Raw genomic sequence first — 14272 nt, forward strand, 5'->3', positions numbered from 1 at the left:
TAAATAGAAACAATTGTAAATTGTAGTAATTTGGGTGACAGGCACCGCCCGTGGACACTGTCCGCCTCAGGCGGACAGTGAATAAATGAAAGGGAGCAGGGAATGAAAAAATGTGAGCCGGAGGGGCTCACATTTTTTAGGTTTAGGCTGTGACTTGTTTTTTGTCTGGTACTTGGTGTACGGGTTTGAATTCGCCTTCTGTTTTGGAGATGACGACGGTTGCTACTCCGTTTCCGATGAGGTTTGTGATAGCACGTGCTTCTGACATGAATCGGTCAACTCCGAGAATAAGTGCCATTCCTTCTACGGGTATGGAAGGGAAAACGGCTAGGGTTGCTGCTAGTGTAACAAAGCCTGATCCTGTGACGCCTGCAGCACCTTTTGATGTAAACATTAATACTGCAAGAAGCGTGATTTGCTGCCAAATACTTAGGTCCACCCCGTATGCCTGAGCGATGAACAATGCAGCCATCGATAGATAAATGGAGGTTCCATCAAGGTTAAAGGAATATCCTGTTGGAAGAACTAACCCGACAACGGGCTTTGAACATCCGTACTTTTCAAGCTTTTCCATCATTTTTGGCAACGCCGCTTCAGATGATGAAGTTCCAACAACCAGGAGGATTTCTTCCTTTATATACGCAATGAATTTGAAAATGCTAAAACCGAACAATTTGGCAATTCCACCGAGAACTAAGATAATGAATAGAGCCATTGTAATATAAACAGAGCCCATTAATTTACCAAGATACAATAATGATCCAATTCCAAATTCTCCGATTGTGTAAGCCATCGCACCAAACGCTGCAAATGGAGAAACCTTCATTATTATATTAACGATTCCGAAAAACACATCAGCACATTTTTCAAAAAACTCAATAACAGGTTTTCCCTTGTTACCTAAGTGAGCCAAAGAAATTCCGAATAATACAGCTAAGAGGAGTACTGGTAAAAGTTCACCGTTAGCAAAGGCACCTATAAAGCTATCAGGAATAATTGAGAGGATAAAATCCATAAACCCGTGGCTAGTTTCAGCAGCTTTTTCTGTGTATTGGGAGATATCTCCTTTTCCAGCTTCCGCATCAATCCCTTTTCCTGCCTTAATGACATTCGCAACGATAATACCGATGGCTAGAGCGATGGTTGAGACGATTTCAAAATAGAGCAACGCCTTCCCGCCGATTTTACCCACTTTCTTTAAATCTCCCATACCTGCGATTCCAATGACGATTGTCAGGAATATAATGGGAGCTATCACCATTTTTACTAGTTTAATAAAAATATCTGCAATGACCTTTAGTTGTGAGCCAATCTCAGGAAAAACTAAACCGACTGAAATACCAAGGAGTATTCCCAGAATTACCTGGGTAGTGAGACTTTTAAAATTAATTTTCATTATCCATGCCTCCTGATCTTTTGTTTTGAAAACGATATCATTTTATTGAATTATCAATATATTACAATTTTGTGAACAACTTAAATAGTTTATAATACTTTATAAATCGTTTTGTAATTAAAGTAAGTAAATGGAGGTGGCAAGAGTTAAAGTTGAGTAACCCTTGAAAAAAATAAAAGCTGCCTTGTTGGCAGCTCTTTTGCAATATTATTGTCTCTCCTTTGTGTTTGGATCCTGTATAGAAACATTCTGCGGTCGCTCAGGATACGTTGCCTTTCCTGAATCATCGGGACCAGTTAGTTGATTCCTTTGATTAAGAACCTTTCCAGTATATTCAATAGGATTATTTTTTGGCATTTCATACACCTCCATGTAATAGTATGGTTGAAAAGTAAATGACAAATTCAAGAAATTGAATTAGATTATTTTTATAGAGAACAGAATGGAGGAGAAAAAATGGCTGTACCAAAACATATTGTTTCAGCTGCAGCAATTGTCTTAAACGAGAAGAATGAACTATTACTGATTAAAGGACCACGTAGAGGATGGGAAATGCCTGGCGGTCAGGTGGAGGAAGGGGAATCCTTGACTGATGCTGTGATTAGAGAAACAAAAGAAGAATCTGGGATAGACATAGAGGTTATTAAATTTTGTGGAATCTTTCAAAATATTGAGGATTCCATTTGTAATACCTTATTTTTAGGAAAACCCATCGGTGGGGAATTAACAACCAGTCCAGAGAGTCTTGAAGTAGGTTTCTACAAACTAGAAGAAGCATTAGAAATGGTCACCTGGAAAAACTTTAGGCAAAGAATTGAATATTGTTTAGATGAGAAACAGCATCCATTCTATATTGGTTTTAAAAATACATAAAAAAGCGGCTCCAAGTTGCGGAGCCGCTTATCTACTGTCAGCTATCTTGCCGCTTTTTCTCGATGCTTTACCTTATAAACAATCGTTGCTAAAATATTCGCGAGGAAGAAAAGTATACTACCCTGCACATTTGCATGTAATACTTGCTGTTCAAATTCCATATTTTCCATCATTTCACCCTGACTAATACCTTTCTTCTCATTCGCCTTCCGCATCTTTTCCATTTGCTCAACGTATCGATATTGAAAAGGTACTAAAATCAAAGATAATAGAATGTAGCCGCCAACAATTATTATAAATACTTTATCCATCTAAAATTCCCCCTTTTAATAGTAATCATCCCCCGAAAAATAAATCAAGAATATTGGAGGAAGTGGACGACTTTTTGTTATAGAATTCGGAATACCCGCATTTTTTACAGAAGATAACGATAAATGTGTTGTGTTGAACATCAAATATTTTTGATAATCCTGTTCCGGTCATGGCAACTTCCTTTTGACCAGTATCTCTAGACCCGCATTTTATACAGCCCTTTTCACTCATTATAATCCCCCCAGCTATAATTATTTCCATTTATTTACGTATTGGTTTTCAAAATGTTTCATATAATTCCACATTTTAGCTTGTCCCCTTACATGAAAAAAGGTAAAATGCAATAAAACTAGAAAAGAGGGATGAACGTGCCATTTGATGTTTCAATGTTAGGTATGGGTTATTTCAGCCTAGAGGCTGCAGCCGTCGATAAGAGCCCAAGTGAAATGGTGATCACGGACGATAAGGAAGAAATCTATTACATCGTTTCAAGAGAAGTTTATGAAGATGGGCCAAAACAAGAGGGATATAAAATTATCGTTAATGAAGGAGAATAATAACTCTTTCTGACTATCACCTAAATAAAGCCGTATCGAGTTGTCGATACGGCTTCATTATTTCTTTTTTAAAAAGGGATAAGACAGTCCTAATCCTAAAAAATATAAAATAACTAAAAAGTAAACGGGAAGTAAATGAATAAAATCTGTATATCCAATATATAAATGCGTTCCAATTCCAGCGATAAACGCAGGTAAGGCTCCTATCGCAAGGGTATTCCAAATCCATCGTTCCCCTTTTCTAAAACCCCACAAGGAAAGCATTAGAATAAGCAAACCCACACTTATTAGGGCACTGCCAAACCCTGCTCGGTCATGTGCGATAACAGGAATCAAATTGTTACTAATACGATCTAACATTTGAGGTGACATACACAGGAAGTCTAAGTCAGTTGACACGAAAACTTTGGATACACCTATCGTGGAAATCACTATACCGCCTGCTACTATTAGAAATCCTATAATAATAAACATGAGCTGTCCATAAAGACCGTATCTCCATGCTTTATCATTACTTCCATGACTGGAAAAGGGGGGACCTGCCACTCTTTTACCTTCCCTAAAGCTAAAAAAATATATCGGCAATAAGATAAGCCAAAATAAACCGTGCAGCCAATCAAAGTAACCGTAACCGATAGAAAGAATGATGCCAATAAACCCTATGATAGCTGCACTATGAAAAGTAACTTTAGCCCAATGCATACCATTTTTAATTCCATGACGAGCCATTTGGATATACAATATTCCCCCAGATAGCATGGTTCCAGCTAACGCCATTCTGTCATGTGCCATAAAAACGAGGATAAGTGGATTAACTTGTAAAATATCTGCCCTTGTTAGTCCGATAAAGGATTCATCTTAGGGAAGAATAATACTCGTAAGTGCAAAATATAAGGCAATGATCCCGCCAATTAGGATGGATAAACCAAATAGAAAGGACCAATACCAGTTTTGCTTGTTAATAGATCGGACTTCTTCATATAATAATCGTTCATGAATCCGTTTCGGTAATCCTGGACCTGCTTTAACATAGCCTTCAGTTAACAACACTAAATCTGCACCAGCATGAACCAAGCGACAAGCTTCCTCTGGAGTCTCCACTCCGCCTGAGGTTATGACTATTAACTCAGGGTTTTGGTCTTTAACTTGTTTAACCGTTTTAGTCAGGCATTCGTTTGTATTAGCAGCTTCATGCCAGTAGCTGTCCACAGATTGACGAGGAGCATTTACGACGATTCCACCAATACAAGCAGGCTCTATTAGTTCCCCTATTTCTGTTTCGTTAACTTCTTTTGATGAAATTGATACATAAATAGGACGCTCCAGAGCTACTTCACTTTTATTAAGGCATGAGTTAATTTGATCACTTGTTATGATGAAAGCGTCCACAAAAGGTGTTAAATGCTGAACAATGATATCCCATTCATTTTTGTTAACCTGTTCATCTATCTTAGCGAACATAGGGATTTTAAAATTTAGGCTAGTTAATTTTTTAATGACTAGTTTTAGAGGAACCTTCTCTTGATGCTCAGAAAACAGAAATCTGCTATTTTCCATTCTGGGTTCTTTTACTGCTTTAGGTTCTTTCAGCACGATTGGTCCAATTTCGATAAATCCGAAGCCTAACTCTTGGAAGGCGTTAATGCCTGATAAATTAGGATCTATATGGCCGCTTAATCCAATGGGAGACGGAAATATAATTTGGTTCAATTCTTTTTGAAATTCCTGAGGGGGCTGCATATGTCCTAAAAAACCAATAAGTTTCCGGCCGCCAGGTATGGACGCAATGGTGCTCATGGATGTATGGATAAACTCTCGGCTTGTTTTCGGCCTCATTTTATCTAGTAACAGTCTCTTTAATGGGTGATATGACCAATCTGGCATAAACAACACCTTCTAAATTTATCATTTGAAAAGCTCCTATCTTGGATAATAATAACAAGCAGTGTAGATTTTGTAAAATTACGAAAACTCAAGCGGTAAAAACGAATCAGACGTTTTATTAAAGTTTATTCATAAAAGAATAGACCTCTAGGAAACCCTAAATATAGGAAGGGGATGTGAAGGTGATTTTTTCTTTAAAAGGGGATGCCCACAAAGTTTTTCTGCGCTTGAAAAAAACGATTAATAATGGTGATACGATAAGGGAAACAAAGGAATTTAAAGAAATTGAAGAGATTCAAACTCTATATCTGTCTCTAGATAGTGATACACTGCAATTAATTCATTACCGAATGATAAAAGAATACAATGGTTCCGGCATTATTCCAATCTTGGTATCCTCTGCTCCTTGGTTGTTATTACTGTTTTCGAAGCAATTAGCATACTACCTATTCAAAGATGGATCCTGGCTTTGGGCCGCTTTTTGTATCGTCTACCTGCTGACGTTAGGTATAAGTGTATTGATCCATTTTTGCGAAAAAGCATGGGCAGCATTTCATATGGAAATCATTCAAGATATATTAAAGGATAGAAAAAACGAAAATGCTCAGGGACATTCTACAAACTAATGTGCCCTGAGTCTTCATGTGCCTTCCAAAATTAAACTTTTTTTAATACTCGAATATCTGATATAGTAGTCTTTGAGATAGATAGGAGGACTACAATATGAAATGTTTCTCGATAGATTTAGACGGTACGCTTTTAAATTCTGAACATGATATATCTGAAGCTAACCTGCAAACCATCAATGAATTGCATGAACAGGGCCATGCTGTTATTTTAAACACGGGCCGCGCTTATGCTGATGTCATTAAGATAGAAGGATTACAAAATTTAGAGATTCCTATTTTTTGTGTCAACGGATCTGTATTATTCTCAGAAAAAAGAGAACTTCTGTATGAGGCGACTATATCGATTGAAATGTACAAAGAACTGTTTCCAATCTTAAAGGGATTAGGTGTTGGGATTTTAGTCTATACCAATTATGGAGGCTTTCCGTCCACTTTACCGCCGCTGCATAAAAAGAGTAAAGAAGAACTCAATACTCTTTTTAAAGAATTCAACTATGATGAAATTCTTGAAAAAGATCAGTTGAAAATTTATAAATTAATCGCTTTAACACATCATGACGAATTAGAAAAAGTAGAAGAAGTTAAGAAGGCGCTAGAGGGTAAGTTTGATATTTCAATGGCATCTTCATTTCCAAATAATGTAGAAATCACTTCAAATGAAGCGCATAAAGGAAAAGCATTATTGCGATACCAGAAAATGATGAATCTTAATTTCGAAGAGATTATTGCTTTTGGAGATGGCGGTAATGACCTTGCTATGTTCGAGGTAGCAACCACTTCTGTTGCAATGGCAAATGCACCGCTTCATGTCCAGGAAAAGGCAGACATTATCACAAAATCGAATGACGAAGATGGATTTGCCCATGCAGTTCGTCATCTGCTAAATCTTCATACAGAAGCAGTCTTAAAATAAAAAAAGCCCAATTTCCTTTTTAATCGGAATTGGGCTTTTATTATTTTGCTATGTTAAAGCTAATTATTAATTTTGGCACTCTGTTGATTTGTGCGGAAGGCGCGAGACTCCTGCAGGAGTACGGGACAGGGGAGACCCCGCAGGTGCTTTAGCGCCGAGGAGGCTTCCCGAACCGCCTGCGGAAAGCGAAGCGCCTGGAGCACAAATCAACAGCCACGTTTAACAGTGCCATTATATTAATTGGTTACGGGCTTTTTCAAGAATCCCATTAATAATGCAGAAACAATTGATCCAATCACAACAGCTAATAAATACATTACCCAGCTGCCGTCTACAAGTGGAATAACGAACACGCCACCATGCGGGGCACGTAATCCGATACTGAACATCATCGATAAAGCACCGGCAATAGCTGAACCTGCCATAACAGATGGAATCACACGAAGTGGATCAGCTGCTGCAAATGGAATCGCTCCTTCGGTGATAAAAGATAATCCCATAATATAGTTTACTTTTCCTGCTTCTTGATCTTGTTTGCTAAACTTTTTCTTAAATAATGTTGTAGCAATGGCAATGGCTAATGGAGGAACCATACCTGCAGCCATAATAGCAGCCATTGGTTCATAGACGCCATTTGCTAATAACCCAGTACCAAACACATAAGCTGCCTTGTTGACAGGGCCGCCCATATCAAAGGACATCATTAATCCTAAAATAATTCCAAGTAAAACAGCATTTCCTGTACCTAAACCAGATAACCACTCAGAAATAGCTGTATTTAGTGCACCAACAGGCTTATTAATAACAAATAACATAATGAATCCAGTTAAAGCGATTCCTAATAAAGGATATAATAAGATGGTTTTAATTCCTTCAAGAGAAGAAGGCATGCCAGATAGAAGCTTTTTCAATCCTACTACTAAATAACCTGCTAAGAAACCTGCAACAAGACCACCTAAGAAACCTGCTCCACCGCTAGTAGCGAGCATTCCGCCGACCATACCTGCTGCAAAACCTGGGCGATCAGCAATACTCATGGCGATAAATCCTGCTAAAATGGGAACCATTAAGGCAAAGGCATTTCCGCCGCCAATTGTCATCAATGCTTCAGCAATAGGATGATAGGTTGGATCATTAGGATTTGCTGAATTAATTCCGAACATAAAGCTGATTGCGATTAAGATACCACCGCCGACAACGAACGGAAGCATATTAGAAACACCGTTCATTAAGTGCTTATAAATAGTAGAACCGACTCCTCTGCCAGCTTGTTCACTTTCCTGACTAGATTTGTCACTGCCGCTATAAATAGGAGCATCTTGCTTTAAAGCTCTTTCGATAAGTTCTTTTGGTTTACGAATACCATCCGCGACGGCAGTTTCAATTACATGCTTGCCATTAAAGCGGTTCATTTCAACTTTTGTATCAGCAGCCACAATAACGGCTACAGCATTTTCAATTTCTTCTGCTGTTAACACATTTTTAGCACCGCCGGAACCGTTTGTTTCAACCTTAATATCAACACCCATTTCTGCCGCTTTTGCTTTTAGCGAATCTGCAGACATATACGTGTGGGCAATACCAGTAGGACAAGCCGTTACAGCAACAATAAATTCTTTCTTCCCAGCCATGGATTGTTCTTCTTCTTTTTCTTCCTGATCATGAGAATTAATAATGGTTAAAACCTCATCGGCACTGCTAGCTTCTAAAAGCTGTTTGCGTACTTCATCTTTTAATAGAATGGTTGAAAGTCGAGAAAGTGCTTCTAAATGTGTATTGTTTGCCCCTTCTGTAGCTGCAATCATAAAGAAGAGGTGGGAAGGCTGACCATCAAGAGATTCATAGTTTACACCAGCTTTTGATCTCCCAAACGCAATCGCTGCATGTTTAACAGCGTTTGTTTTTGCATGTGGGATCGCAATACCTTCACCAATCCCTGTTGTACTTTGTTCTTCTCTATTTATAATGGCCTTTTTATATTCTGCGCGATTACTTAACTTACCTGCATTATCTAGAACCGATACTAACTCTTCGATGGCGCCGGTTTTTGTTGTACTTGTTAATGAAAGGTTGATGGTTTCTTTTGTTAATAGCTCTGTAATCCTCATCATCATTCTCCTCTTGGGTTTGTCTTTTCTACTATTACTTGAGGGAGTAGGCCTTCCATTTGTTCGCGTGTGCATAATCCGATGGAAAAGGCAGTCGCGCTGCCAGCTGCCACACTAAAACGAAAAGCTTCTTCTATCGATTTTGTTTTTTCATAGGTTGCGATAAAACCGGCCACCATGGAATCCCCGGCACCCACTGAGCTTTTTACATCACCTTTTGGGCTAGTGGCGATTAAGGCGAGGTCCTTATTGATGAGGACAGCACCTTTTTCAGCAAGAGATACAATCACATTTTGTGCGCCTTGTTTGATAAGCTCTCTGCCATAAGGAATGACCTCTTCACAAGAATTGATAACGGTATTAAATAAGTCACCCAGCTCGTGATGATTTGGTTTTATTAGGAAGGGGTTTAATGGAAGTACCTTCTTAAGTAACTCACCTTCTGCATCAACAACGAATTTCGTGCCATTTTCATTACATAGCTTTACAAGCTCTTCATACGTACTTTCTGGCATAGTAGATGGAATACTGCCAGCGAGAACGAGGATATCTTCGCTTGTTAATTCTCGAATTTTTCCTTTCAAGGCATTCAAGTTTTCCTCTGTAATGTGAGGTCCTTTTGCATTAATTTCTGTTTCTTTTTCTGACTTAAGCTTTATATTGATTCTTGTGTCTTCATCGACCTTCACAAAGTCAGTGTTTATACCGTGTGCAGTTAAAAACTTTTCAATATAATTTCCAGTAAAACCACCTAAGAATCCAAGAGCATGACTGTCAACGTCTAATCTTTTTAAAACTTGAGAAACATTAATTCCTTTTCCGCCTGGAAATTTGGTTTCGTTTTTTGTTCGGTTTAACTCACCGAGCGTTACCTGTTCTACTTCTACGATATAATCAAGTGATGGGTTTAACGTAACTGTATATATCATGATGTAACCACCTTAATTTTTGTTTTGCTGTGATAATGCTCCTGCGTAGCAGGGTCTAATTCATTTGTGATAATGGTTGCCAGATGTAAATCAGCAATTTTTGCAAAAGCAATTTCCGAGAATTTTGATTCATCCGAAACCACAAATGCTTCACGAGATAAAGAAATCGCTAATTTTTTGACCATTGCTTCTTCGGGATCGGGTGTGGTATAGCCAAATTGGGAGTGAATTCCGTTTACTCCCATAAAGCATTTATCAAAACGATAATGTTCCAGACTATCTAATGCCCCGCGTCCAATTAAGGCTTTTGTTGTTGGCTTAGCATATCCACCTATTAAAAAAGTTTTTATATTTTTTTCAAGTAGTTCATTTACGTGTGTTAATCCGTTTGTTACTACCACGATGTTCTCTGGAAGGAAAGGAATCATTTCGAATATAGTGGAACCTGCATCTAAATAGATACAGTCTCCTTCTTCCACTAAGCTACCGGCGTACTGTGCAATTTGACGTTTAGGTTGAAGGTTTTTGGAGGATTTCTCAATCATGCTTGGTTCCTGGAGCTTTCCTTGCAGCCTTGCAGCACCACCATGGACTCGCTTGAGAAATTTTCCTTCTTCTAGCTGTATAAGATCTCTTCGGATCGTGGACTCAGAGGAATTTGTTAATTCCACGAGTTCTTGAAGTTTTACTGAATTTTTAACTTTTAATGCTTCTAATATAATTTGATGGCGTTCTGGCTCTAACATTTTTACCGCCTCCTAAAACGCTTTCATTTTCTTCTATTTTCATTTTACAACTGAAGTCTTCAAAAATCAATCACAAAAATTCATAATCATTCTTTTTCGTTCAAAAAACTCCAAATAAAAAAGGATGCCTTTTAGCATCCTTGTAACAGATAGTATTTCCAAAATAAAATTAAAAAGGTTCTCTAATATTGTATCGTCTTAAAATGGTTTCAATCCTCATGGCAGTACTTAAGTTCCCTAACACTCGAACTCTTCCTGTTAGCAGCGCCATCGTTCCACTTTGTTTTCCTAGAACAAATTTCTTAAAGCTATCGTACGACAATTGCATCGTACAGGTAGGGGTAGTTTCGATTCCTTTTTTAATCGTAAGTTTTCCATAATTAAAATAATGCTGGTAGGTTCCCTTTTCCTCCCCATAAACGTCTTACTGAACAACAGCATTAAAACCTTGAATAGGGTTGGGATTTTGATTGAAGATTTCTTCGATTCTTTCCATTAGGTCTTCTAAAGAATACTCTCTTATTGCTTTCACCATTTAGCAATTCCCCCTAGAAATTAGTAAAACCCACGCATATTTCATAGTTTAATAATAATAATTGGAGGCTGTGAAGGGGGTGAAAGTTTTCTGAACTTTTTAGATTCTTCACGCTTTTGAGAATTAAAACAGTTTTAGTTAAAAATATAGATATATTTGAAACCTTATTGAGTATAATACGTATATGTACAGGTAGCGGTATTGTAAAAAATTTTTATAGATAGGAAGAATAAATTTGGGCACAAATATAATGGTAGTAGCAAATTATATCTATGATATTTACTATTGGTTAATTTTGATTAATATTTTTGGATCTTGGTTTCCGCAATTTCAAACGAGTAAAGTTGGCCTCTTGATAGGGAGACTTGTTAATCCGTACTTGTCTGTCTTTAGAAAATTTATCCCGCCTCTAGGTATGATTGACTTTTCACCAATCATTGCGATTTTGGCCTACAGCTTTATCGGGAGATTTGCTCTAGCAGGTCTACAGCAGCTGTTAATCATGGCAGGTGCCTTTTAATTAATTATGAAATGGAAGCTAGGGCTTTACTTACATTTAGGTGTAGGTAAAGCCCTATTTCTATCATATTTATCAGAAAATATTAGTATCACTTAACTGGTAATTTAAGGTATTCTAAAAAATAGGATGATGAAAGGGGGAGATTTTGATGAAGTCTGCTTTAATACTCGGGGGAACGCAATTTGTTGGCAAAAGATTGGTGCAATTATTAGTAAATGAAGGAGTAGAAGTGACCATTGCGACAAGAGGTTTGACGCCTGATTCCTTTGGTAATCAAGTTACTAGATTGATAATGAACCGTGAAGACGCAGAATCAATGGATCAAGCTTTTAAGGATAAGGAATGGGATGTTGTTTTCGATCAAACCTGTTATTCATCACAAGAAGGCCTTGATACACTGAAGGCACTAAAAGGAAAAGTTAAAAAGTATCTATTTACTTCGAGTCAGGCAGTTTATGATTTTGGGACAAATTGTACTGAGGAAAGCTTTAATCCACTGGAGTTTCCGCCTGTATTAAAATCGAGGAGAGAATACATAGGGTATGTTGGATATCAAGAAGCAAAACGAGCAGCGGAGGCAATCCTTTTTCAGAATTCAGACTTCCCTGTGACTGCCGTCCGTTTTCCAATTATTATTGGAAAAGACGATTATACCAATCGTTTAAACTTCCATGTTGAGCATGTGAAAGAAGGAAAAGCGATGTTCATTGAACATCCTAACTTTAGATATAGTTTTATTGACTCAGGCGAAGCGGCTTCCTTTTTATTAAGTATGGCGAAGTCAGATTATCATGGACCGATTAATCCAGGTTCTGAGGAAGATATCAGTTTGAGCGAATTAAACGGTTTAATTGAGGAACTAATTGGCACTAAAGCGATCTTAAGTGTAGATGGTGACCCATCTCCTTATAATTTGCCTGGATCGTGGTCGGTGAATACGAGTCTTGCTCAGTCCATGGGGTTCAGTTTTACATCGTTAGATAATCTTTTGAAAAATTTAATCCAACACTATTCAAAGTTTTAATAGAGGGGGAAATACCGTGAGTATTCGGAAGACAACATTAGATGAGCTAGATTCATTAACAGAGCTATTTGATTCCTATAGAGTGTTTTATAAGCAGGAATCTAATTTTGAAGGTGCAAAATCCTTTTTAAAAGAAAGAATACTAAATGAGGATTCAGTCATTTTTATCGCATATGATGAGGATTATCCGGTTGGTTTTGTTCAGCTATATCCAACCTTTTCCTCTGTTAGTATGAAACGGTCATGGGTCCTTAATGATTTATATGTAAATGCATCTGCTCGCAAAAAGGGTTTTGGAGAGAAACTAATTCAAAAATCCATTGAATTTGCTGAGGAAACAGGTGCCAAAGGATTATCATTAGAAACAGGTCAGGAAAATGTAACAGCTCAAAGACTATACGAAAAAATCGGCTTCAAAAAAGAATCTAATTACTTTTACTATTTTTCTTTATAAATGGATAAGATTACACATACTACCTTTATAAGAAAAAATTCTTTGGAGGTAGCTAGAATGAATAATGAAACGCAAAATGATACGATTATTTGTAATGAAGCGTTGCGTGGTAAACCGTATCTGGATATTGACCGTGTGATTACAGAAGGTAACCCAAAAAGTTCAAATCAATATGGAAGCAATCCGGAAGCGGCGGATAAATAAATCATTTTAGGTGAAAAGAGGCGATAAGCCTCTTTTTTTTGAAGTTAATCTAAAATTGAAGACTCATGATGACCGAAAATTATAAAAGACGTGGAAAGTGGTAACCATGAACCGTTTCCTATCCAATGATCCCCGTCATGAACGGAAAGTAAATTTTATTATCTATCTTTTTAGAATTTTAGTAATATATTAGGTATACCATTTAAATGTAAAGGGAGGATGTCCCATGGAGATTAGACAACTTACCTCTTCAGATGCAGAAAAATACTGGGAACTAAGATTAGAAGCCTTAAAAAAGGCTCCAGAAGCATTTTTAACTAGCTATGAAGACGCTATGAAAAGAGAAAATCCGATTGCACAGGTTGAAAGTAATTTTAAAACAGAAGGTAATTATACTTTTGGGGCGTTTGAAGGTAATGAGCTAATTGGTGTTGTAACACTTTTACAAGAGATGGCAGAAAAAATACAACATCGTGCAAACATTTTTGCGATGTATGTTACTCCCCGGAAACAAGGAGCAGGTGTGGGGGAAGCATTACTCACAGAAGCGATTAATAAAGCGAGATCAATCGAAGCAATTGAAAAAATTAATTTATCAGTTGTTGCAAGTAATGAACCAGCAAAGAAACTATATACGAAATTAGGCTTTAAGGTATATGGATTTGAAGAAAAAGCCATCAAACTGAATGGTGTTTACATGGACGATGAACATAGGGTGCTGCATTTAAAATGAAAAAACCCACCATTAGACAAGCAACCATACAAGACTTACATAGAATAGTACCCATTTTTGACTCTTACCGAAAATACTTTGGTCAGAAAAAAGACCCGGATATGGTGGAAGAGTTTCTATTTGATAGATTTGAACACTTAGAATCCGTTATTTTTATTGCAGAGCAACAAGATGAAGTGATTGGATTTGCACAGCTTTACCCTGTATTTTCTTCCTTAACATTACAACGTGTTTGGCTGCTAAATGACTTTTTCATTGCTGAAGAGTTTAGGGGAAGCGGAGTTGGATCACAGCTTTTTACGGCCGTGAAGGAATTTACCTTATTAACAAAATCAAAAGGCATTGAACTATCAGTCGAACATACAAATAAAAAGGCATGGAGTTTTTGGGAAAAACAAGGCTTTAAACAAGATGAAGAATTTCGATATTATTTTTATAAGCTTTAACTAAAAAAG

At 37.4% G+C, this 14272-nt stretch carries 19 protein-coding genes and 1 pseudogene; 10 read left to right on the forward strand and 10 right to left on the reverse strand.

The annotated features are described in order from the left end of the window. Positions 1–142: 142 nt before the first annotated feature. The gene (locus QNH48_RS04030) at positions 143–1396 is read right to left on the reverse strand and encodes a dicarboxylate/amino acid:cation symporter (protein WP_283953862.1); all 1254 of its coding nucleotides are present in this window, start codon (positions 1394–1396) and stop codon (positions 143–145) included. Positions 1397–1603: 207 nt separating this feature from the next. Beyond that, positions 1604–1753, reverse strand: a complete 150-nt coding sequence (locus QNH48_RS04035; RefSeq protein WP_283953863.1) for a hypothetical protein — start codon at positions 1751–1753, stop codon at positions 1604–1606. 99 nt (positions 1754–1852) lie between these two features. Between QNH48_RS04035 and QNH48_RS04040 the strand changes: the two genes are divergently transcribed. Next, the gene (locus tag QNH48_RS04040; protein ID WP_283953864.1) at positions 1853–2269 is read left to right on the forward strand and encodes an NUDIX hydrolase; all 417 of its coding nucleotides are present in this window, start codon (positions 1853–1855) and stop codon (positions 2267–2269) included. Between the two features lie 41 nt (positions 2270–2310). On the opposite strand, the gene QNH48_RS04045 is transcribed toward QNH48_RS04040, so the two are convergent. Next, a complete protein-coding gene (locus QNH48_RS04045; RefSeq protein ID WP_283953865.1) occupies positions 2311–2580 on the reverse strand; it encodes a DUF3949 domain-containing protein in 270 nt (89 codons plus the stop codon). A gap of 25 nt (positions 2581–2605) precedes the next feature. Continuing rightward, positions 2606–2812 carry a zinc ribbon domain-containing protein gene (locus QNH48_RS04050; RefSeq protein ID WP_034674363.1) on the reverse strand — a complete coding sequence of 69 codons (207 nt, stop codon included), beginning with the start codon at positions 2810–2812 and terminating at the stop codon, positions 2606–2608. Positions 2813–2949: 137 nt separating this feature from the next. Here QNH48_RS04050 and QNH48_RS04055 point away from each other — a divergent pair, with 137 nt between their 5' ends. After that, the gene (locus tag QNH48_RS04055) at positions 2950–3138 is read left to right on the forward strand and encodes a hypothetical protein (protein ID WP_283953866.1); all 189 of its coding nucleotides are present in this window, start codon (positions 2950–2952) and stop codon (positions 3136–3138) included. Positions 3139–3195: 57 nt separating this feature from the next. Here the strand turns inward: QNH48_RS04055 and QNH48_RS04060 are convergent, their stop codons facing one another. Both QNH48_RS04060 and QNH48_RS04065 read right to left on the reverse strand, forming a co-directional pair. Continuing rightward, positions 3196–3930 (reverse strand): hypothetical protein, encoded by a 735-nt coding sequence (locus tag QNH48_RS04060; protein WP_283953867.1) that lies wholly within the window; start codon positions 3928–3930, stop codon positions 3196–3198. Between the two features lie 66 nt (positions 3931–3996). Then, the gene (locus QNH48_RS04065; protein ID WP_283953868.1) at positions 3997–5022 is read right to left on the reverse strand and encodes a dihydroorotate dehydrogenase; all 1026 of its coding nucleotides are present in this window, start codon (positions 5020–5022) and stop codon (positions 3997–3999) included. 182 nt (positions 5023–5204) lie between these two features. On the opposite strand from QNH48_RS04065, the gene QNH48_RS04070 reads away from it, so the two are divergent. Next, positions 5205–5648 carry a hypothetical protein gene (locus tag QNH48_RS04070; RefSeq protein ID WP_283953869.1) on the forward strand — a complete coding sequence of 148 codons (444 nt, stop codon included), beginning with the start codon at positions 5205–5207 and terminating at the stop codon, positions 5646–5648. A 97-nt stretch (positions 5649–5745) separates the two neighbouring features. Next, positions 5746–6564: an HAD family hydrolase gene (locus QNH48_RS04075; RefSeq protein WP_283953870.1), complete on the forward strand. Its 819-nt coding sequence runs from the start codon at positions 5746–5748 to the stop codon at positions 6562–6564. A 236-nt stretch (positions 6565–6800) separates the two neighbouring features. On the opposite strand, the gene QNH48_RS04080 is transcribed toward QNH48_RS04075, so the two are convergent. The 4 genes and pseudogenes from QNH48_RS04080 to QNH48_RS04095 all read right to left on the reverse strand — a co-directional run. Then, complete coding sequence (locus QNH48_RS04080; protein WP_283955677.1) at positions 6801–8672, reverse strand: PTS fructose transporter subunit IIABC; 1872 nt, start codon at positions 8670–8672, stop codon at positions 6801–6803. A 2-nt stretch (positions 8673–8674) separates the two neighbouring features. Beyond that, on the reverse strand, positions 8675–9601 hold the full coding sequence (gene pfkB, locus QNH48_RS04085; protein WP_283953871.1) for a 1-phosphofructokinase: 927 nt from the start codon (positions 9599–9601) through the stop codon (positions 8675–8677). Then, positions 9598–10347: a DeoR/GlpR family DNA-binding transcription regulator gene (locus QNH48_RS04090; protein ID WP_283953872.1), complete on the reverse strand. Its 750-nt coding sequence runs from the start codon at positions 10345–10347 to the stop codon at positions 9598–9600. The genes pfkB and QNH48_RS04090 overlap by 4 nt, the downstream gene beginning before the upstream one ends. 169 nt (positions 10348–10516) lie before the next feature. After that, a pseudogene (locus QNH48_RS04095) lies at positions 10517–10720 on the reverse strand (SCP2 sterol-binding domain-containing protein); the annotation flags it as partial. A gap of 412 nt (positions 10721–11132) precedes the next feature. Between QNH48_RS04095 and QNH48_RS04100 the strand changes: the two are divergent. The 6 genes from QNH48_RS04100 (at position 11133) to QNH48_RS04125 (ending at position 14263) form a co-directional block, all read left to right on the forward strand. Continuing rightward, positions 11133–11402, forward strand: coding sequence for a YggT family protein (locus QNH48_RS04100; RefSeq protein ID WP_095249017.1), 270 nt, complete (start codon positions 11133–11135; stop codon positions 11400–11402). Positions 11403–11550: 148 nt separating this feature from the next. Further along, positions 11551–12426, forward strand: a complete 876-nt coding sequence (locus QNH48_RS04105) for an NAD-dependent epimerase/dehydratase family protein (RefSeq protein ID WP_283953873.1) — start codon at positions 11551–11553, stop codon at positions 12424–12426. A 16-nt stretch (positions 12427–12442) separates the two neighbouring features. Then, on the forward strand, positions 12443–12880 hold the full coding sequence (locus QNH48_RS04110; RefSeq protein WP_283953874.1) for a GNAT family N-acetyltransferase: 438 nt from the start codon (positions 12443–12445) through the stop codon (positions 12878–12880). Positions 12881–12937: 57 nt separating this feature from the next. Further along, on the forward strand, positions 12938–13084 hold the full coding sequence (locus QNH48_RS04115; protein WP_179292611.1) for a hypothetical protein: 147 nt from the start codon (positions 12938–12940) through the stop codon (positions 13082–13084). Positions 13085–13310: 226 nt separating this feature from the next. Next, on the forward strand, positions 13311–13817 hold the full coding sequence (locus QNH48_RS04120; RefSeq protein ID WP_283953875.1) for a GNAT family N-acetyltransferase: 507 nt from the start codon (positions 13311–13313) through the stop codon (positions 13815–13817). Beyond that, positions 13814–14263, forward strand: a complete 450-nt coding sequence (locus QNH48_RS04125) for a GNAT family N-acetyltransferase (RefSeq protein ID WP_283953876.1) — start codon at positions 13814–13816, stop codon at positions 14261–14263. The genes QNH48_RS04120 and QNH48_RS04125 overlap by 4 nt, the downstream gene beginning before the upstream one ends. Positions 14264–14272 lie beyond the last annotated feature (9 nt).

This window comes from Neobacillus sp. YX16, assembly GCF_030123505.1.
Taxonomy (GTDB): domain Bacteria; phylum Bacillota; class Bacilli; order Bacillales; family Cytobacillaceae; genus Neobacillus.

Coding starts and splice junctions, on each gene's coding strand:
- QNH48_RS04090 (WP_283953872.1), bottom strand. CDS start 10,347: ATGTTAGAGCCAGAACGCCATCAAATTATATTAGAAGCATTAAAAGTT.
- QNH48_RS04050 (WP_034674363.1), bottom strand. CDS start 2,812: ATGAGTGAAAAGGGCTGTATAAAATGCGGGTCTAGAGATACTGGTCAA.
- QNH48_RS04060 (WP_283953867.1), bottom strand. CDS start 3,930: ATGGCACATGACAGAATGGCGTTAGCTGGAACCATGCTATCTGGGGGA.
- QNH48_RS04035 (WP_283953863.1), bottom strand. CDS start 1,753: ATGCCAAAAAATAATCCTATTGAATATACTGGAAAGGTTCTTAATCAA.
- QNH48_RS04040 (WP_283953864.1), top strand. CDS start 1,853: ATGGCTGTACCAAAACATATTGTTTCAGCTGCAGCAATTGTCTTAAAC.
- QNH48_RS04105 (WP_283953873.1), top strand. CDS start 11,551: ATGAAGTCTGCTTTAATACTCGGGGGAACGCAATTTGTTGGCAAAAGA.
- QNH48_RS04120 (WP_283953875.1), top strand. CDS start 13,311: ATGGAGATTAGACAACTTACCTCTTCAGATGCAGAAAAATACTGGGAA.
- QNH48_RS04065 (WP_283953868.1), bottom strand. CDS start 5,022: ATGCCAGATTGGTCATATCACCCATTAAAGAGACTGTTACTAGATAAA.
- QNH48_RS04100 (WP_095249017.1), top strand. CDS start 11,133: ATGGTAGTAGCAAATTATATCTATGATATTTACTATTGGTTAATTTTG.
- QNH48_RS04125 (WP_283953876.1), top strand. CDS start 13,814: ATGAAAAAACCCACCATTAGACAAGCAACCATACAAGACTTACATAGA.
- QNH48_RS04030 (WP_283953862.1), bottom strand. CDS start 1,396: ATGAAAATTAATTTTAAAAGTCTCACTACCCAGGTAATTCTGGGAATA.
- pfkB (WP_283953871.1), bottom strand. CDS start 9,601: ATGATATATACAGTTACGTTAAACCCATCACTTGATTATATCGTAGAA.
- QNH48_RS04075 (WP_283953870.1), top strand. CDS start 5,746: ATGAAATGTTTCTCGATAGATTTAGACGGTACGCTTTTAAATTCTGAA.
- QNH48_RS04115 (WP_179292611.1), top strand. CDS start 12,938: ATGAATAATGAAACGCAAAATGATACGATTATTTGTAATGAAGCGTTG.
- QNH48_RS04045 (WP_283953865.1), bottom strand. CDS start 2,580: ATGGATAAAGTATTTATAATAATTGTTGGCGGCTACATTCTATTATCT.
- QNH48_RS04080 (WP_283955677.1), bottom strand. CDS start 8,672: ATGAGGATTACAGAGCTATTAACAAAAGAAACCATCAACCTTTCATTA.